At 40.0% G+C, this 21875-nt stretch carries 9 protein-coding genes; all 9 read left to right on the top strand.

The annotated features are described in order from the left end of the window. Positions 1-10503: Ig-like domain-containing protein (locus tag H5160_RS08900; RefSeq protein ID WP_182737251.1), on the top strand; the 10503-nt coding region annotated here is incomplete at its 5' end. Then, positions 10500-12623 carry an ATP-binding cassette domain-containing protein gene (locus tag H5160_RS08895; RefSeq protein WP_182733968.1) on the top strand — a complete coding sequence of 708 codons (2124 nt, stop codon included), beginning with the start codon at positions 10500-10502 and terminating at the stop codon, positions 12621-12623. The genes H5160_RS08900 and H5160_RS08895, both read left to right, overlap by 4 nt. Then, entirely contained in the window at positions 12616-13923 is a 1308-nt protein-coding gene (locus H5160_RS08890) for an HlyD family type I secretion periplasmic adaptor subunit (RefSeq protein WP_182715576.1), read from the top strand. Before H5160_RS08895 ends, H5160_RS08890 begins: the two co-directional genes overlap by 8 nt. Before the next feature lie 14 nt (positions 13924-13937). Further along, positions 13938-15239, top strand: a complete 1302-nt coding sequence (locus tag H5160_RS08885) for a TolC family outer membrane protein (protein ID WP_182715575.1) — start codon at positions 13938-13940, stop codon at positions 15237-15239. Between the two features lies 1 nt (position 15240). Then, a complete protein-coding gene (locus H5160_RS08880; protein ID WP_182737249.1) occupies positions 15241-15819 on the top strand; it encodes an OmpA family protein in 579 nt (192 codons plus the stop codon). Between the two features lie 128 nt (positions 15820-15947). Continuing rightward, entirely contained in the window at positions 15948-16532 is a 585-nt protein-coding gene (locus H5160_RS08875) for a YqaA family protein (protein WP_169061197.1), read from the top strand. A 69-nt stretch (positions 16533-16601) separates the two neighbouring features. Continuing rightward, positions 16602-17504, top strand: coding sequence for a GGDEF domain-containing protein (locus H5160_RS08870; RefSeq protein ID WP_310735984.1), 903 nt, complete (start codon positions 16602-16604; stop codon positions 17502-17504). A 163-nt stretch (positions 17505-17667) separates the two neighbouring features. Next, positions 17668-19029 (top strand): hypothetical protein, encoded by a 1362-nt coding sequence (locus H5160_RS08865; protein ID WP_182737247.1) that lies wholly within the window; start codon positions 17668-17670, stop codon positions 19027-19029. A 126-nt stretch (positions 19030-19155) separates the two neighbouring features. Further along, positions 19156-21801 (top strand): DUF2339 domain-containing protein, encoded by a 2646-nt coding sequence (locus H5160_RS08860; RefSeq protein WP_182737245.1) that lies wholly within the window; start codon positions 19156-19158, stop codon positions 21799-21801. Positions 21802-21875: the final 74 nt, after the last annotated feature.

Genomic DNA, 21875 nt, shown 5'->3' with positions numbered 1-21875 from the left:
GAAACCAGCTTTACCAAAGACACTACAGTTGCAATAACAGTTGATATCAACGATACAAACGATGACGTAATTAACGGCAATGATGAAAACGTAAACGTTGAAATTACAGGTACCACAACGGGTGTTGAAGACAACCAAACGGTAACAGTGGTAGTAACAGATGAAGCCGGTAATGAGCGCAGCTTTGAAGCCATAGTTACCAATAATACTTACACAATTACCGGTGCAAACTTATCAGGTCTTAACGATGGCGAATTAACTGCCACAGCCACAGTCAGTGATGAAGCTGGCAATACAGCAACCGCTACAGACACCGCCATTCACGATAAAACAGCCGTAACCACCATACAAATGGGGGCTGGCGATGACTTAGTTAATGCGAACGAGCAAACAAATGTTGTTGTGAGTGGTCAGGTTACTGATATCGAGCCGACGAATACAGCAACAGTTACTTTTACTGATGAAAGTGGCGAACTCGTTACTATAAACAATGTTACGATTAATAACGACGGCAGTTGGGAAGTTGATAGTGCAGATATTAATACCCTTGCCGATGGCACTATTACTGCTACTATAAGTGTATTTGATGAGGCCGGTAACCAAGCCGAAAATAGCACAACCTTTGAAAAAGACACCCAAGCTTCTATTTCTATTCCAAGCGAAAGCAACGACTTATTGATTAATAATGCAGAAAAATCGGCTGTAGTTATTAATGGTCAAAGCGCCAATATAGAAGAAGGTAAAATCGTTAACATTACTGTCTCTGATGGTAATGCTTCGGTAACAGGGCAAGCGACTATTTTAGCTGATGGTACATGGCAAAGTAACTCACTCGATTTGACATCCCTTAATGAGGGGGCATTGACTGTTACAGCAACAACTGCTGATACCGCAGGCAACACCGCTGATGCAGATCTTAACATTGTTAAAGACACACAAAGTGCTGTTACGGTAAATGTGGGCGATGACGCTGTTATTAACGATGCTGAGCAAAGCACTGCTAAAGTAGCAGGCACAGTATTAGACGTAGAGGCTAATCAAAGCGTAGCAATTACCATCAAAGACAGTGACGGCAGTGTTGTATTTAATGGCACTGCTAATGTCGACAATGACGGCAACTGGCAATTAGATAGCAGCATATTAAATGCATTATCAGATGGTGATTACACCGTTGATGTAACGACACAAGATATAGCGGGCAACGAGGCAACAAACAGCCTTGATTTCACAAAAGATACGCAAGCCAGTACAACGCTCGTGCTAGAAGACTCAGTAATAAACGCAGCAGAAGATGAAGCGGTAAGCGTAAGTGGTGTGGTTGATGATGTAGAGTCAACCAATAGCATAACCGTTACCTTTATAGATAAAGACGGCACAAAAGTGACCGTTGATGATGTAACCATAAATGCCGATGGCACATGGGAAGTAAGTGACGAAGACATAAGCTCACTTGCAGATGGCAACATAACTGTAAGTGTTAGCGTATTTGATAACGCAGGTAATGAAGCGGTTAATACGACAAGCCTAACAAAAGATACTGTTGCTAATGTCACGGTTGATATTGTTGATACAGACGATAGCGTAATAAATGGTGCTGGTGAAAATACAAACGTTACTATAAACGGCACTGCCGTAGGCGTAGAAAATGGGCAAACGGTCACCGTAGTAGTCAGTGATGGCACAAATAGTGAAACTTTCACCGCACTCGTTACTGATGAAGCGTACACAATCACAGGCGCAGACGTATCAGAGCTTAACGATGGCACATTTACCGCCACAGCCACGGTAAGTGATGTCGCAGGCAATACAGCAACCGCTACAGACACCGCCATTCACGATAAAACAGCCGTAACCAGCATTGATGTTGCAACAGGTGACGACACTGTTATTAATACCGCAGAGCAAAGTGATGTAGTTGTAAGCGGTGTAATAGAAGAAGCAGATACAAGCCAAACTGCCACGGTTGTCTTTACCGATGTGAACGGAGACAAAGTTACTGTTGAAAACGTAGCTATTGATGCAGATGGTGAATGGCAAATAGCGGCTACGGATATTTCAACGCTAGCAGATGGTGAAATTACAGCAAGTGTTAGCGCATTAGATGTTGAAGGCAATTTAGCCACAAACGAAACCAGCTTTACTAAAGACACCACAGTTGCCGTAACGGTAGATATAAACGATACAAGCGACAACGTAATAAACGGCAATGGTGAAAACGTAAGCGTTGAAATTACAGGAACTACAACCGGCGTTGAAGATAACCAAACAGTCACGGTGGTTGTAAAGGATGCAGCGGGTAATGAGCGCAGCTTTGAAGCGACGGTTATTAATAATGCCTACACGATTACCGGTGCTGATTTATCAGGGCTAGATGACGGTACATTAACCGCCACAGCCACCGTAAGTGATGTTGCAGGCAATACCGCAACCGATACAGACACAGCCATTCACGATAAAACCGCAGCAACCACCATTGAAATGGCAGCAGGCGATGATGTTGTTAATACTGATGAGCAGGGTAATGTTGTAGTAAGCGGTGTAATAGAAGAGGCTGATGAAAATCAAACCGCCACGGTGGTCTTTACCGATGTAAATGGTGACAAAGTCACAGTCGAAAATGTAGTTATTAATGCCGCGGGTGAGTGGGTAATTAATGCCACTGATATATCAGAACTTGCTGATGGAGAGATTACCGCAGAAGTGAGCGCACTTGATATTGAGGGCAATTTAGCGACTAATTCAACAACTTTCACTAAAGACACCACCATTAATATTGATATTGATACTGGTGAAAGCGGCATTAACAGTAGATCATTTAAAGACGGTGAAGTAACCACGTTAAATGGTACAACCGATGCTGAACCAGGTTCTATCGTTACACTTACGATTTTTGATGGCACTACTAGTGAAATAGTGACTGCAGCAGTAGCAAATGGTGGAACTTGGACTGTTAACGGTATAGATGTATCTGAGCTTGATGATACACAGTCGTGGACTATTACAGCAACCGTTACCGATTCTGCAGGAAACACAGCGCAAGATATCGCACCCACATTAGATGCGCTTGATAGCCAAACATTAAACGAAAGTAATACTGCAAATGGCGGCACAAGCTCAGCGACTAGTTCAATAGAAATAGATAACGCTGACCTTACATTAAGTACAAACCAATCTGGCCTTGAAGGCTTAACGGTAGACGGCAGCCCTGTTTCGGTTACCTTAGCAAATGACGGTTTATCGTTAGAAGTTAAAGACTCTCAAGGCAACTTAGTGTTAAGTGTGGCGCTTGCTGGCGGTGAGCTTACTACCACGTTACACGCCCCCATTGATCATGAAAGTGAAAGTTTACTAACAGATATTTTTGTCGATGCGTTGCAAACAGATGCCGATGGCACAACCGAACTTGTCGTTGTACCAACATCCGTTACGATTACCGACTCAGCCCCACAAAGCAGTGACGACAGCTTTACAGTCACCGAAGCAGACACTGATGCAGGTAGAGTATCAACAGGTAGCTTAGTCACAAACGACAGTGTAGTAGAGGGCGCACCAACCGTTACAAGTGTAACATTTAATGGCACTGATTATGACGTAACCACAAGTACACCAGCCACGATAGTAACCGATGAAGGTACTTTAACGGTTAACAGCGATGGCACATGGAGCTTTAACGCGCTTGATAAGCGAGACTCAACGCCTTCACCACAGTTTACTATTGAATACACAATAGCAGATCGCGACGGTGTAGGTAGCTCTACCAGTACAGCTACATTTACAGTACAAGATGGCAGTGCGGGCAGTTTTACTAACCAAGCAACCACCTACACTGAAAGTGACTACGGCGTTATTACCACGAATAACAAAAACTTTGATGTTGTGGCAGGCTCTGATGCATTAGTTGCCGATTCAATCACCTTTGATGACACTATTTCAAGTTTAGATTCGCTTAACTTAACAAGTTCAGGCTCTGCTATTACCTTTGTTTTAAGTGAAGACGGAAAAACAATTACAGGCTCAGCTAATGGCAGCGAAGTTATTCGCTTTAGCGTAAGTGCAACGCAAGATGCAAATGGCAAAGATTTAGATGCTAAGGTTCAAACAACAGTAAGCTTACCCCTTGATAACCCTAATGGAGAGAATATTGATTTTGCGCTTTCTATTAATGGGGAGGACAGTGATGGTACAGCAATCAGCGGTGCGGGTAACGTAACCATAACCGTTCAAGATGGCGGTGGGCCTCAGGTTGAAGATACCTCAGAAACACCTATTAGTATTGACGAAAGTGGTTTAGACCCCGCTAATAATACCACCGTATCTCAGCAAGGTACCGTGAGCACAACAGTTGGCAGTGACACAATAACATCGCTAGCATTCTCTAGTGATTCACAACCAAATTTAACTGCCGGTGGTGTCGCGCTTGTATACACTTTAAGTGATGATGGAAGAACGATAACGGCAAATACTGGCGAAGGTACAGAAACAATTTTTGTAGCGACGTTACCCGACATTAATGGCACGAGTAATCAAAACTTAACATACGAGTTTACGCTTTACCGTCCATTTGACAACACAATAGAAGGTACCGGCGTACCATTGCAAGTCGAAGTGATAGATAATGATGGGGACAGTAATACGACCACATTAAACATTACCGTTAATGATGGCGGGGCAGAGCATACTCAAAATGATATTACTTTAAATGTTTCTGAAACACCTAACAGCGTGGCTGACAATAACGAAGATGGAGATGGCCAAGCAAATACTGATACTGATACCTCATTTACAGTAACAGCAGGTCTTGATGATGTAGTGGACATGCAAGTTAGTATTACTGATGGGGCAGCGGTGCTTGATAGTAATGGTAATCAGCTAACGCAAACTACGCTCGATGAGAACGGTAATGCTGTCACCACAAATATTGTTTGGCAAGTTAATAGCGACGGTACCGCACAAGGTATTTTAGAAGGCACTTCAACCGAGGTCTTTAAAATTACGCTACCAGATGTAGATGTAGCAGCACAAACGTCTGAAACCTACTCAATTTCATTTGAAATAACAGGTGCAATAGATCATATCAATGGTACTGATACACCTCAAATCGTGATCCCAGTATATACAAAAGATACCGATAACTCACAGGTTACAAGTAACGTCACGGTGACATTAAACGACGGTACCGATCCTGTAATAGCTGACTCAGCTGCAAGTGTTGATGAGACTAACCTTAGAAATAATGACCCAATTACAACTACGGGGCAAATTACAGTAACGCAAGGCTCTGATGAAGTTGTAGAAATTAAGCTTGCAGATAACTTTATAGCAACCTTTAACGGCGGAAGTTACGTTACTGCGGATGGAAATAATCCAATTACATTAAACGATAAAAACGCTGATGGCTGGTATATCGCTACAGCAAATGGCGAAGATGTTTTACGCGTTAAATTTAATCCTGATGGCTCTTACACTTACGAGCAATTTACAGCAATTAAACACCCTGATGCTGACGGAACAAATACGCAAGATATCAGCTTTGATGTAACTGCTGTTGATGCTGATGGCGATACTAATAACGCAGCAGTAACTATTACAGTAACTGATGATACACCAACAGTAGATACCACACCTGTCGCTGTTAACCTTGTTGAGGGCGGCGGTAAAACACTCGAACTGCTTGATATTAATAGCAGTAACTTTGTTGGTAACACCAATAACCCAGGTGCAGATGGTGCTAAATTAGCTTCATTTACTTATGGTGGTACAACGTACATTGCGTTTGACTCAGGCTCTGATTCAACCGGTAACTATAAAGAAGTTGCCTTTAAAGGTGAGGGTGACAGTGATACATCTGGCACATTAAGAGTATACGAAAGCGGTAAAGTAGTGATTACAACTGACGAGTTTGCTCAAAGCGATAACGAAGATTTTACAGACTCAATTAGCTATACCGTTATCGACAATGATGCTGATAAAGCAACAGGAAGTATTGATTTAAAAATAAGTGATTACAAAGGTGAGCTAACCGTTGAAGCAACTGACATTAATGAAGATGCCACTGACGGTAGCGGTAACGCTAACAATACACGTAGTGAAGTGACCATTACCATTGATAGAGGTGATATTTCTGACCAAAACGAGGAGGTTAGTGAAATAAGAATTGAGGTGGCGTCTTTACAAGGCGGAGAGCTTTACCTCAATGGTAGTTTAGCTACAAACAATGCCAATGTTACAATTGTGAATGGCTATTATGTATTTACAGGCGCTGCATTAACTACTAACGCTGATGATACAGTGACAGTTGCTAATTTAACTTATCAACCAGCAGAAAACAGCTCCGATTTTTCTAATACGGTTGAATTTAAAGTTGAAACCACAATAACTATCAAAGATGGTGGAACACCACGAGAGTTAAGCGATTCGACTACCATTTCAGTTGAATCAGTAGCCGATACCCCAGAGTGGGATACAGGTAATGCTTACCAATACACCCTAGATGAAGACTCACCTGAAAACCTCATTATTAGTGCAGCATTAACTGATACTGATGGCTCTGAGAAATTGACTTATGTAATTTCAGGTTTAGATGAAAACTTAGTACTTAAAATTGGTGGCAGAACAATAACCGAAGGCGCAATACTCACACAAAGTGAACTTAACAAATTAACGGTTAGTAACAAATTACATTCAACTGGCGAATATACGTTTGATATTCAAGCAACAAGTACAGAAAAAGACAATAACAACACAGCAACAGCTGACAAACAAACGGTTACAGTAACGATTAATCCAGTAGCCGACGCGCCAAAACTAGCTGTGCGCGTTGATACAATTAACGAAGATTCAAACCCTCAACTGAGTGACCTAATAAACGGACTGCTCGTTGATACAGATGGTTCTGAGCGTCTCAAGTACGAAATAGAAATACCAACATTTATAGATGCTAATGGTGATGAGCAAGTTGTTACATTATTAGATGGTAATGGAGATGAAGTAACCCCAGTTAATGGTGTTTACACTATTTTTGACACTGACTTAGCAAATTATACGCTTAAGTTACCTGAGCATTTAGCGCAAGAAAAAATTGCACTTAAAGTAAACGCAATTAGTGAAGAAGTTGTAGATGGTAATGTTGTTGATAGTGCAGAAACCGGCGTAAAAGAATTTACCTTTAAAGTAGTGGGTGTTGCAGATTCACCCGTATTAACAAGCAATAATGACTGGGTATATGACGACTCAGGGCTTACTTTAGAAAATACCACCGGTGTAGAAGATGAATTACTCACGCTCGACTTTTTATTCGAAAGTGAAGACACCGATGGCTCAGAAACCGTTAGTTTAGTAATTTCAGAATTACCCGATGGTGTAACGCTTGTAAATGCAATAACGGGAGAGCCTGCTAATTTACCTGTTGTAGGTATTGGCGCTAATGGCAACCCTAAGTACAGCTTGTTAGCCAGCGAGTCTGGTAATTATGCATTAAAACCAAGTGCCGATTTTAGCGGTAACGTTGACTTTAATATTACAGTGGTGACTACTGAGCCAGATACAGGTGAATTTAACACAAAAGACACGGAAATTAAGGCAAGTGTTACATTTACGCCGGTTATTGACTCCACTAACTTAAATACAAATGTTGTTGGCAATGAAGACAGCCAAATCTCACTTAAATTAAATCCCGACCTCTCAGATGTAGATGGTTCTGAAAGTATTACAAAAGCGATTATTAATAGTATTCCAGATGGTACAACGCTTTACATAAACGGTGTTGAAACAGCTGTTGGTAGTGGAATAGATGTTACCGACTACTTAAATACAGATAGTGTTACACTCAAACCTGATGAAGATTACTCAGGCGAGCTTAGTGTTGAGATAACTTACACCGTACAAGATACTTCTGCTGCTGTATCAAGTGATATAAGTGCAAATATTACGGTAACTGTTAATGGCAAAGTAGATGTAGCCCCAAGCATTGAGGCTGACGGCGCTGTTACTCGTATCGAAACCACAGATGAAACCATTACTAATGAAGGAAGTGCTAATGAGCGTCAAATTAATTTAACTGGCGTTGCATCATTCATTGAAGAGGATATTGATGGTTCTGAGCATATAACATATATCGAAATTATCTTGCCAAAAAACTCCTCATTAAAAGTTATTTACATGCAAGATGGTGAAAACATAGCCTCGCCAGATGGGACTGGTCGCTGGGTTATTCCTATAGACGCTGGTACAAGTGACGCCGCTAAAGACAGCATAAACGATTTGCTTAATAACGTAATTATTGAAGCTAACTCATCTACTGGTTCTGACGTTGATGTGACAGTTAATGCACGCGTTAAAGACGGTGACGACAGCGCCCTTATTAGCGGAAACTTTAAAGTACGGTTTAATATTGATGGCGAAGGAGAAACGACTACTGCATCGCCAGTTAATACGTTACAAATAGAAAATGTTACGGCTGATGAAGGCGGTAGCGTTACTTTTGAGGAAAGTGACTTTAATTTAGGTGAAGATTTATCTCAAGATGTTGATGATAACTATAACGATGTAATTACTATTTATGTTGAGCAGAGCAGTTTGCCAGAAGGCTTCACTATTGAGGGCGATGGTATAATTGCGGTAGAAACAGACACTGGTATAGAGTACATAATCCCTGAAAGCTCGCTAAGTACAATGGTTATTAACAGTAACGACAGTGACTACTCTGGCTTATTAGAAATTCCAGTAAAAATAGTTGCCGTAGACCCAAGTGGCGACCGCGAAATAGATATAACCCAATCATTAAGTGTGGATATTAACCCTGTAGTTGATGGTGGCACCCTTGCTGCTGCAACGCAAACGATTACTGAAGACAATACAAATACATCACTTGGTATTACGTTTACCTCAACAGACGAAAGTACAGATACTGAAGATGGTGGTGTTGAAGAAATTGATTTTACTCAGCCAATAACAATTGAGTTACCAGATGGAGGTACATTATATGACCCTTCAGATAATTTTGAGTTACAAACTGATGGCAGTTATTTATACAAAGGTAATGGCAGTACATTTGACGATGATTTAGCCGGTGTTGGGATTAACCCTCCTGAAAATGCCAAGGGTGATTTTGATATTAATATTAGCGCTACAGTAGTAGATAGAGCTACGCTTTCGACAGGTGAAGTAAAAGCGAGCTCTACTATTAACCAAACAATTACAGTAAATGTAACACCTGTAACAGACGGTGTTATGCTTACTGCTAATAGCGTTACTGGCGATGAAGACAGCGAAATTATACTTACGGGATTAGCGGCTACTTCGCTAGATGACTCCGAAACTACCTATTTTACAATTAGCGGTGTACCAAAAGGTGCCACTCTTATTGATGCGGTAACAGGTGAAGAGCTACAAATAATTAATAATGGTGATGACGGCTCAGAAAATGGCACAACGAGCTGGACTATTCCTCGAAGCTTACTTGAAGGGAATGCAGATAATATTGTATTACTTCCTCCTCTTGATTTTAGTGGAGACATAACACTAAGTTTAAATGCAATTAGCCAAGATGGTACACAGGGCGAGTTATTACAGCAATCACAAAGCTTTAACGTGAGTGTTAACCCTGTAGCAGACACGCTTGATTTTAGTCAAAAACCAGAAGATAACTATTCAGGTGACGAAGATAGCAACGTAACTATTGATCTTGCTGCCTTTAGCACTGAGGCCGATGGCACTGAGCAAGTGCAACTTAAAGTTATTATTAATGGTGATACTTCTGACTCATCGGCATTAGCTGAGCTAGAAAATGGCTATATAGAGCTTGCTGATGGTACTAAAGTTAACTTTGCACAAGAGGGTAATAACTATATTGCTACCGTAATAAGCGAAGAAGGCAGTGGTATAGAAAACTTTGACTTTAACGCCGGTGGCCTTGCGTTTGGCACGTTTAATATGAGCGTTGAGGTAGCGACTATGGATAGCGCAGTTATTAATGGTGAAACCGTTACTGTAACTGGCACACCTGAAACGTCAGACTTTATTGTAGAGTTAGAACCACAAGCAGACGCGCCGTTATGGACAGCCGCTAATGATGTAACCAGTAGCTCAACTAATAATATTGCACTTAACCTTGATGTTGATTTACAAAACCCTGCAGCAGATGAAACCGGCTATATTGAAATTACTGGCTTACCTGATGGATACAGCTTTAACTTTGGAGATAAAGTAGGTGATACGTGGACCGTTGATATTGCTGATATTGAAACCCTTGAGATTGTAAATGCGGATGCTGGCGATAGTTTTGACTTAACGTTAACTGCATTTTCAACACTTAACGGTGAAACACGAGAAGCTTCGCCTGAGGAAGTAAATGTAACTATTTCTGAGTCGGCTACAACTAGCTCAGCGGGTACCGCAAGTGCGAGCGGCGACAGTGGGCCTGATTATAGCGATATGTCTGGCAGTGGTAACACAGCACATGATGAGACGATTGCAAGTATGACCAACGGCGATCAAAACGTATGAAGCTAATCCTAAACCGAGAGCAAATACTGGCACTCGGTAAGCACATTGCAGATGCCCTGCATTTACGCCATCAAAGCGAAAACTTATTACTTGGTTTGCCAAGTAATGAGTTTTCGGCGCATCATTTAGAGCAAGCATTAAGTAATATTAATGTGAGTGCGCAGCAGCAAACTACGCCAAAACATTATGCTTACCCTGCTTTGGTGCTTGATAAAGAAGGCTACTTTTGGTTTTTTGAAAACGATGGTAAAAGTACGTTTAGCTCACTTGATGAAGCAAAACCTAAGCAATTAAGTGATATTGATAAAGAGCTTATTTGGTACTTGTCGCACGATAATGTAACTGATGAACGCTCAGAAAAACTTCATACACGTATTCCTAGTTGGCTAAAGCCTGCATGGGATCAGGTTAAACCATTTTATAATTCGTTGTTACTCGCCTCGCTAACCGTTAATTTATTAGCTTTAGTAGTGCCGTTGTTTACCATGAACGTATACGACCGCGTTGTGCCTAATGCTGCGCTCGATACCTTATGGGTACTTGCAACCGGCGCAACAATAGCCATTGTGTTTGATTGGTTATTAAAGCAAGCGCGCGGGCATTTAACCGATGCGGCTGGCAGGCAAATAGATTTACGTATTAGCAGTATGTTGTACGCTAAAGTGCTAGGTATGCGCCTTGAGCAGCGCCCAGCCTCTGCAGGTGCTTATGCAAAGCAAGTGCAAGACTTTGACAGCGTGCGAGAGTTTATAACCTCAGCGACGCTTGTATCGGTAATCGATTTACCTTTTACACTGCTGTTTTTAGCGCTTATTTTTTGGCTAGGTGGCTTAATTGTCTTAATTCCGGTTGTAGTACTTACCTTGGTTGTTATTACAAGCGCGGTATTACAAGCAAGACTGAGTGAAAGTGTTGAACAGGCATCTAAGTTATCGACCCAGCGCCAAGCGTATTTAATCGAAAACCTGAACCAGCTTGTTGAGCTTAAGCAAATGAACGGCCAAGCAGGCGCGCAACAAAAGCTTGAACAAACACTCGCACAAATGGTTGATTGGCAAAATAAATCACGCCATAGCGCCACAACACTTACGCATACAGTTGCAAGCCTTAGCCAATTTACCAGTATTGCGCTTATTGTGTTTGGTGTTTATTTAATTAGTAACGGCGACATAAGTATGGGCGCACTGATTGCTATTGTTATGCTGAGTGGGCGCGCATCGGGTTCTATTTCTGCTTTAGCTGGGCTTGTTTTAAAATATAAACAAACACAAACAGCCATTGAGTCGGTTAAAAATATAATGGCGCTTGAGCAAGAACAAAAAAGTGGCGAAAACACGATTAATGCGCCTGTAAATGGCAATATTACAGCCCGCCATTTGAGCTTTCAGTACCATGAGCAAGAACTTGAGGCAGTGCACAGTATTAACTTTGAAATTAAGCAGGGCGAAAAAATAGGTTTATATGGCCGTGCAGGCTCTGGTAAGTCTACCTTGCTTGCAATTATTGCTGGGCAGTACAGAGCTACATCAGGTCAGCTTTTAATTGACGACATAGATATAAGGCACTGGTCGTTAAGTGCGCTACGCAAGCAAAGTGGCTGGGTAGCACAAAGCCCAAGCTTATTTTATGGCACAGTGCTTGAAAACATTACTCTAGGCGCACAAAATATAACCCCAACAAACTTAACCAATGCATTAGTTAAATCTGGCGTAAGTCGTTTTATTGACCGGTTGGAGTCGGGGCTGGAAACACAGGTTGGCGAGTTTGGTCGGTTTTTATCGGGCGGACAACGTCAAGCTGTATGTATTGCGCGTGCTTTATTAAAAGACGATAACGCATTACTTATTTTAGATGAACCTTCGTCGGCTATGGATGCAGGCCACGAAAAACTCCTCATTAAAACCCTTCAGGATCGCACTGAAACGGTGGTTATTTCGAGTCATCGTAAAGATATGCTGACTATATGCGACAGAATATTTGTGCTCGACCACGGTCGCTTAAAAAGTATAGAAACACCAAGCTCATTATTTAGTAATAAAGTGCATGGTGGTGTAAAACTAGTAAGTAAAAAAGTGACAAGGGTGAATACAGAGACTGGGAGTTCTTCAACCAATGGCTGATTTATATATGGGGCAGCTACAAGCTGCAAAACAAGCTAAAAGATTGGTTATTATAGTTTTTGTATTACTTTTTGCTGTGGTTTTGTGGGCTAAATTTGCTAAGCTAGAAGAAGTTGTTGTAGGTCAAGGTGCTGTTATACCAGTACAACGTGTTCAAACTATTGAAAACCTTGATGGCGGTATTTTAAAAGAAGTTTTAGTACGTGAAGGGCAAATTGTAGAGGTGGGTGATCCGCTTTTACTGATTGATGAAACCCGATTTGCTGCTGCTTATGCTGAATCTAGTCAAGAAAAAGGTTCGTTATTAGCAAGACGAAACCGTCTAGTAACTGAATTGAAAAGCGTTACTTTAAATGAAGAAAGCAGTTTTGGCGCTAATATAGAACGCTTAGAAATACCTAGAAAAGATATTGCTGTAGATGTGTATAAGCAGGCATACAATACGTATACTTCAAGACTTACACAGCTTGAGTCTCAGCTACAGCAGCGCACGCAAAACCTACTCCAGCAGGAGCAAGCCAGTGTAGAGCAACGTGCAAATATATCTGCGCTTAAGCAAAGGCTAAAGCTCACAACACGGGAAGTACTGTTAACTCAAGGTGCTGTAGATGCGGGTGCTGTTGCCGAAATGGAGTTGGTTAAATTGCAACGAGACGAAATTGGCATGCAAGGTGAATTAAACCAAGCCAATGCGTTATTACAGCAATTAAAAGCGGCAAAAAGTCAGGTAAAAGAAGAGCGAAAAGCGATAGTATTTGATTATTTAGCGGATACACAAAATCAGTTAGATGAAGTGAGTAACGAGCTTGCTAAAATTCAACAAAGTAGCAAATCACTCGAAGATAGACTTATAAAAGCACAAGTTAGATCGCCAGTACGTGGTACCGTAAAAAATATTGTATCACGCTCTATTGGCAGTGTAATTGACCCCGGCGAGGTGATGATGGAAATTGTCCCTCAAAACGATTTGCTTTTAATTGATACTAAAATTCAACCAAAAGATATCGGTTTTATTCGAGTGGGCATGGCTGCTAAAGTTAAGTTTACTGCTTATGACTTTGTAATATACGGTGGACTTGAAGGTGAAGTTACTTATATTGGTGCAGATGCTCAGTATTTAGAAGATGGAACTGCTTATTATCAGGCTTATATTAAAACAACAATAAGCCAAATAGCAGAGCAAGCAATAATCCCAGGGATGCAAACGCAAGTAGATGTTATTACTGGAAAAAAAACTGTTTTAGATTATTGGCTAAAACCTTTGCTTAGAGCAAAAGCCAATGCAATGCGTGAACCATAATATAGGAATATTAAATGCGTAAATTAGGACTACTCTCTGTTTTAGCCTTAGCCCCAGGGTTATCGAATGCGTTAACGCTTGAGCAATCTGTAGCTGAAACATTAAACACTAATCCGAGATTAATGCAGAAATATGCGAGCTTTGAAGCAAAATACCGCGATAAACGCAGTGCGTTTAGTGAGTATTTACCACAAGTTCGTTTATATGCAGGATATGGATACGAGCGCGTAAACTATAAATCAGGCCGAGAACTTGATAGCGAATTAAATCGTAGAGAAATAGGTTTAAAAATAACACAAATGTTATTTGATGGTTTTAGAACATCATCTGAAGTTGCTAGACTAGATAACGAAGCAAAAGCTGACCAATTGGGTTTAATATCTGCTGCAGAGAATATTAGCCTTGAAGTTGTACAGGTATATTTAGACTTGCTTAAATCAGTTGAGTTAGTTGAGTTGTCAGAGCGAAATATCAACATACATAAAAAAATATTAAGTGATATTGAACAACGACGTCAACGTGGTTTATCAAGCGATGCCGATGTAGCTCAAGTACAGTCTAGACTTGCTACATCACAATCTGGTTTTTTAGCTGCTAAAAATAATCTTCAAGATATTAAAGCAAATTACTATGATTTAGTGGGTCAGTACCCTGATGATTTAATGATTCCTAAAGTGGATGAAACATATATACCAGCCACTTTAGGTGATGCTATAGCAGTCGCTAAAAAATCACATCCAGAAATTATGGCTGCTGTTTTTGATATAGAAGCTGCAAATAAACAAATAGAAAGAGAGAAAAGCGGTTATTGGCCAAAGGTTAGTTTAGAGTTTGATGTAGCTGATAACGATAATATTTCGGGCTCTCCTGGTCGTGATGATAACGGCCGAGTAATGCTTTCTATGAGTTACGATTTATACAACGGTGGCAAAACAAATGCAGATACCGAAGCGGCAAAATGGCGTTACCAAGAAGCCGTAGCAGTTAAAGACACAACTCACCGGCAAGTCGAAGAAGCGACAACCTTTGCATGGAATGCAAACATGTTTTTAGCTGAGCAAAAAGGCTTTTACGAAGAAAATGTTGGCTATGCTGAAGTTGCTCAAAAAGGGTATGAACGCCAATTTTCATTAGGTCGTCGTTCGTTATTAGATGTACTTGATTCGCAAATTGAGTTGTTTACAGCGCGTCGTAACTATATTGAATCGGCTTATGATCAACGCAAAGCAAGCTTTAGGCTTGTAAATGCAACAGGGCGTTTAGTTAGAGCTCTTAGGGTTGATAAACCTGAAGCATGGCTACTAGGAGATAGATAATATGAAAAGCATTATGTTTTTAAGTCTTGCATTATTACTGTCTGGCTGTGCTAGCGATGCAAAAAAATATGAGTATCAAGTTCAATCAAAAGATTTATTTGACCAAGACCGCGACGGTGTTATTAACGCAAGAGACAAGTGTGCTGAAACACCGATAAGAGCCAAAACAAATAATGATGGTTGCCCTAAAGAGCAAAAAATAACGACATCAAGAAACGTTGTTATTGAATTTGGTTACGATAAATCGACGCTAACGGATGATGCAGAAGCAAAAGTAGTAAGTTTTGCTAATAGTGTTGTTGATGTGCCAGGTATTACTATTTTATTAATTGGTGATACTAGCTTAGAAGGGTCATTAGAATATAACCGTAAGCTTGCTTTAAAACGAGTTGAAACAGTTAAAGCGGCTTTGTTAGCGCAAGGTGTTAAAAATATAGAAATAACTGAGCAAACATTTATTGATTCAAAAGATATTCCTAAAGTATTAGCTGGCAGAAAAACACGAGTTATAGCGTTAGTTGATGGAGAGAGTTCTGTTGAACTAGAAAAGCAATTTGATTTATATAATGCCGGTTTCTAAATAATTATACAAATACAGTTTAAAAAGCCCGTTTTATACGGGCTTTTTTATTGCTTAAGTTTATATTAACGTGGATGTGCCAAAATAAACTAACCACTTTATTTTTGGCACTATAAAAGGAAAATTATATGGCAATTCAAAAAAAGCTAAAAGAAAAAACACGTAATTTTATTGATTCTAAGCATATGCTTAGCGGTATTACAGTGGCGTCGTTTTTAGAGTCAACCATAGTGCCTATTCCACTTGAGGCTGTATTAGTACCGCTAATGCAAGCTCGTAGAGAGAAGCTATGGCTTATCGCCTTAATGGCGACTTTAGGTTGCATAGTGGGTGCATTGTTTGGTTATGCATTGGGTTATTATTTATTTGATGCGGTTGGTGATTGGATTATTAATACGTTTTCGAGCCCTGAGCAATTTGAAAACGTTAAGCAGCAAATGCAAGATCAAGGTTTTTGGTTTGTTATAACGCTTGGCATTGTGCCAATTCCGTTTCAAATAGCGATGCTTGCAGCAGGCGCGACTAAGTATTCTATTTGGCTATTTTTATTGGCTTCGGGTATCGCGCGTTCTATTCGTTACTTTGGCTTGGCTATTATTGTTTATTATGCAGGTAATGAAGCTGAGCGAATCATTAGTAAACATAAAACTAAAGCGATGATTGGTATTACTATTTTAGTGTTGGGGTTATGGGGGTTAAGCACCTTAATTTAAGGTCTGATTTATATGGTGTGTTATAGTTTTTAACGATTAATTAAAACGTAAATATAAGAATTCCTTATGATTAAATTTGAAACCGTAAGTTTAAAGTTAACTCGCTTTGTGTACATTACGCGGTTAAATAAGCTGCTTATGCTTGCGTTACTTTCTTTTATTGTGGTTTTTACTATTTATAACTTAGTGGCTTTTTCGCACTTAGATATTAAAAATAGCATGTATGGATTTACGAGCGACCTAATAAACTTAATTGTTATTGTTACCGTATTTTGGGTTGTTCAGTGTTCTAAGTTGGCAAAAAAAGCGTATGTATATGTCACGATTGGCTTGCTGCTATGGATAGTGGGTATGACAACTGATTTACTCAATGAGGTAGTTGTACAGCCAGGGTGGATTGATATTTATTTAAACGATTTATGTAAAACGCTGGGTATGGTGATCACTGCCTATGGGTTATTTAAAACAATGTTATTTATGCAAAAGATGCACAACAGATTAGCGCAAGAATTTGTTATTGACGAATTAACAAAGGTATATAACAGACGTTGCTTTTATCAAAATGTTAAAAATGCAGTTACTAATCCGTACACTATTTTAATTATTGATATTGACCACTTTAAATCCATAAATGACAATTTTGGCCATGATATGGGAGATCAAGTACTCAAAGAGTTTGCAGGGAAAGTAAATGCTCTATTTGAAAGCGAAAATATCTTTGCTCGTATAGGCGGAGAAGAGTTTGCGGGTTATTTTCCATCAAGTAACATTGATGATGTCGCTAAATTTTCTCAGGCTGTTTTAGAGCTTGTTCATACTATTAAGGTTAAGGATGATCGCTTTTTAACTGTGAGTATAGGTATTGCTAAGCGGATTAGCGACGAAGCACTTGATAGTGTAATGAAACGCGCTGACCAAGCTTTATATTTAGCTAAAAAAAATGGTCGAGATCATTTTGAAATTGCCCCGTAAGCGTTTTAATTATATAAAAACACGTCCTTATTGTTTGCACATTTACTACACTTTTTAACGTTTTCGTAAGTAAGTGTCAGTGAGGGTAATGCTTTGTAAATCATGAAATTAAAATAGAATGTTTGGGTCATAATGGAGATATTAATAATAAGGAATAACCTTAATGACCAACTCCCTTTTAAAAGCTGCATTACCCTTAAGTCTAATTACTATTTTGTCGGGCTGCGGCTCTGATGATAGCTCAAGCTCTACAGGTTACATCCAATTGTATAACGGCTCTTATAATAGTCCATACACACGTTTGTTTGTTGAAGAAACAGAGCGATCAGGCGCTGATTTTGCTGATGTAACTACTCGCCATAACTACAGCACAGACACTTATGATGTAAGTTTTGAGTACCTAGATGCTAACGACAGCTATATAACAATTAGCGATCAAGAAATTTCTATTAAGGGTGACAAAACACAGTTAGTAGTAATGAGTGGTAACTTTGATGAGCCTACATTTACAGAGCTTAGCGTACCTATCTCAAGCGATACGGGTGAGTTTAACTTAGGGTTTTACAATATTGCAGGTGAGGATACTAACTACGATATTTACTTAGCAACTGATGATGGCGTATTTGAAAGCGCGACACTTTTCTCATCAGCTCAATATTTAAGTGAGTTAGATCTGCAAAGCGTTGATGAAGGTTATTACACTATTTACATAACAGAAGCGGGCAGCAGTGATGTTGTGTACGAGTCGTCATCTGTTTATTTATACGATGAAGCAAGTTATGTAGCAATGATCCGCCCAAGTTATGCTACAGAAGAAGGCGGTATTACGCTTGATGTAGTAACCGATAACAACTACGTTACTGAGCTTAAACATCAATCTGCCCTGGGGCAATTACGTTTTATAAATACGGTTGATGACTACTCGCCAGTAAGCTTTTCTGCTACACGCGGTACAACTGTAAACACAACAAATACAGTCGCTAGTGACTCTTATACCGATTATGTTGAACTTTCGCCTAATAGTTACAGCGTAGCGATGTACGACGAAGAAGGTACAAAACTAGCTGATAACTTTTTAATGACGCTAGAGCGTGAGCAAAGTGCGGTGGGTATTTTTTATAACGACGTTGATAACGGTTTACGTATGATGAGCGTTGAAGAAAATCTAACACCAAGCAGTTACAGCCATACGGTATCGGTTGTAAATCTAATTGAAAGCTACGCAGGGCAGTCGGTTTCAGATGTAGATGTGTACTTTACACTTAACGGCGAAACGGTAGACGACACTAGTAACGTAGTCGATGGCCTAGATAAGTATGACCAAGAAGAGCAGGTTGTAGATAACGAAATTTACACGGTTTATGTTGTTTACGAAGACAACGGCCAGCAAATTGTGCTTATTCAACAAAGCGATATGGACTTTACACAAGAGGGTAACTACATATTGATTTTAGAGCATGATGAAACAACAAGCTCAGGTTATAAGATGACCCTAGAGCGCACTATTACCGATAGTGTTGAATAAACCTAAGCATATTAAGTAGCATAAAGCCTAAGCACTTTAAGTACTTAGGCTTTTTTATTGAACAAAATTTACCTACTCATTAATAATTAGGTACACTCAGGGCATAATAATTAATAAGAGTGTGCCATGGATGATTTAGTTGGGTTAGCCGTCATAGTAATACTGGTTGTAGTTGCCGGTGCTATTTGCGGCTTAATAGCACTAGTGCAGTTAAATGGATTAAAACAAGAAGTTGCTGTTTTAAGGGCCAAAATAACACATCTACAAACACATAAATCGATATCGCAAAGTGAACCTCAAAGTGAAGCATCTACGGCTCAGGCAGCGCTTTCAAGATCAGAGCCAATTGCTCATAAAGCACAGCCAAGCTTAACGTCCCAAAACGCGTCGCCACCTGTAATAAATCAGCTATCAGCGCCTCCTAAAAAAGCCAAACCAGCTGAAGCATCAGCCATAGAATTACTATTTAATAAATTGCGCGCAGGGTTTGAAGAGAACTGGATGACCTGGATAGGCGCAATAGCGCTTGCGTTTGGGGGCATATTTTTAGCTAAATACAGCCTAGAAGCGGGATTACTATCACCTGTAATGAGGTTGAGTTTAGGCGGCTTATTTGGGCTTGGCCTAATTGCAGCCGCAGCTTATTTACACCATAAACGCATTGTATTTGAAGGCTTTAATAATTACATACCCGCAGCGCTTGCAAGTGGTGGGTTTATTACCTGTTTTGCTTTAACGCTTTTAGCTTACAGCAGTTACGACATGCTGAGCCCTACCGTGGCATTTTTTGCGTTAGCTATTATAGCAATTAGTGCAAGCGCGATGGCGCTTAGGTTAGGCCCGCTATTGGCCGTGCTTGGTATTATTGGCGCTTACAGCGTACCAATATGGGTTAGCACTGGCAGTGGTAACTTATTTGCGCTGTTAATGTATATTGGCTTTGTAAGTTTGTCGGCTGCGTTAGTTGCACATAAAGTACAGCGAGCTTGGTTGTGGTATTTATTATGGGTTGGGCACATTGGCTGGTATTTAGTTGGTTTTACGCTACTTAAAGCTAATACCGTTTGGTTAATGGGGGCATTTGCTTTACTTAGTATTGTAGGGTTAATTGCTATACCGCGCTTAGGTCTAAAACTAAATGTTATTGAACATCGCCCGCACAGTTTAAAACGCTTAATTAAAGTGCTTCCAGATCATGCATTACTACTCGCTTTTATTGCGCCCTTAATATTTACTATGTTGATCAGTCACTTTGATATGCAGTGGCAAGCAACCGGCGTGTTAAGTATTGTATTGGTGTTGTTTTTAGTCCTTAAAAATAGCCGTTGGGATATTTGGCAGGGCGTAGCGTTAGTTATTTCAACGCTATTAGTATTAGGCGCTCAGCGCACGCATCTTTCGCCAAACCTATTTGATGACGCACTCTTTATATTCAAAAATGAATACGGTTTGGGTTTATTACTCGGATTGTTACTTACCGCTTTTGGGCTTTATTACGGTAAAAAACAGATTAAGCGTTTAGCGTTTCATATTACGGGAGCGTTTAGTGTATTTGTAATGATAGCTACTTTATATACGCTTATTCCTAATTTCGCGTTAAGTACTGCATATCCACTTTGGGCCGTTGCATTGTTTGTAGTGGCGGCTATTTTAATAAAGTGTGCGCAACATAATACAACGCTTTTTCAGCGTTTTACTTATTGGGTAGGGGCTAATGCCAATATTACGTTAGCAATTACCATGCTACTAAGTGACAGCGGCCTAACCATTGCACTTGCTGTACAAGTATTACTTATAAGCGTACTTATTAAACGCTATAACGTGCCTATGCCGCATTGGCCTATAAAAGCCTTGGTTGCTGCGTTATTACTGCGCTTAACGCTCGCACCTTGGACACCAAGTTACGATGCACTTACGGTATTTGGCTTACATTGGAGTATTGTGGTTTATCCGTTATGTATTTCGTTATTTTTTGCCGCAGCTAAGTGCTTTGACTCATCAAAACTTAAAATATGGCTCGAAGGTGCAGCCCTTCATTGTTTAGCGCTTTTTATTACTACCGAAACAAGTTATCAGTTAGTAGGGCATTATCCGCAATTTGATTCACTTAACTTTTACGAACAAATACTCCTTACCTGTAACTGGCTGGCATTAGGGTGTGTGTATTTACACAGAGCAAAACTTGCCGGTACTTTAGCTAAGTTATATAAAGTGGCGGGTTTTGCACTTGCGGGGTTAGCAGGGCTTTTTGCTATTAAAACACTACTTGACGATAACCCATTATTTGAATCACTTTACTTAGGTGAGCTGCCAATATTTAACTGGTTATTACTATTGTGGTTAGTTCCTGCAGGATTAACGCTTTGGCTGGCCAAGCTTGTAAAACCAATAAATGCTAAAGCTACGCCATTTATATTGGCCGTTGCGGGTGGCTTTATATTATTGGCAATAAACAGCTTTATTCGTCAGTACTGGCAAGGTCCTTACATTTACTTATCAAAAGGCGCAAGCAATGCAGAGCTTTATAGTTACTCTGTTATTTGGTTAGTATTGGGGGCGGGTACTGTTATTTTTGGTCATTTAAAAAATCAATTATTAATACAAAAAATAGGCCTAGGCATACTAGCTGCAGTTATTGTTAAAGTGTTTTTAATTGATATGGCTAACTTGGAGGGCTTACTTAAAGCGCTTTCGTTTATTGGATTAGGGCTTTCGTTGGTGGGGTTAAGTTGGTTGTTCCAAAAGCTTAGAAGCCGAGTAAATCAAGTTTAACTTTATGAATACTTTATAAAGCAAAGCCCAGTGAAGATACTGGGCTTTTTGTTTTACGCTATTACTTGATAGCT

The sequence above is a fragment of the Pseudoalteromonas sp. SG43-4 genome (assembly GCF_014164325.1).
Classification (GTDB): domain Bacteria; phylum Pseudomonadota; class Gammaproteobacteria; order Enterobacterales; family Alteromonadaceae; genus Pseudoalteromonas; species Pseudoalteromonas distincta.
Note: the sequence above shows the minus strand (reverse complement) of the source record. Positions and strands in the feature narration are given on the sequence as shown.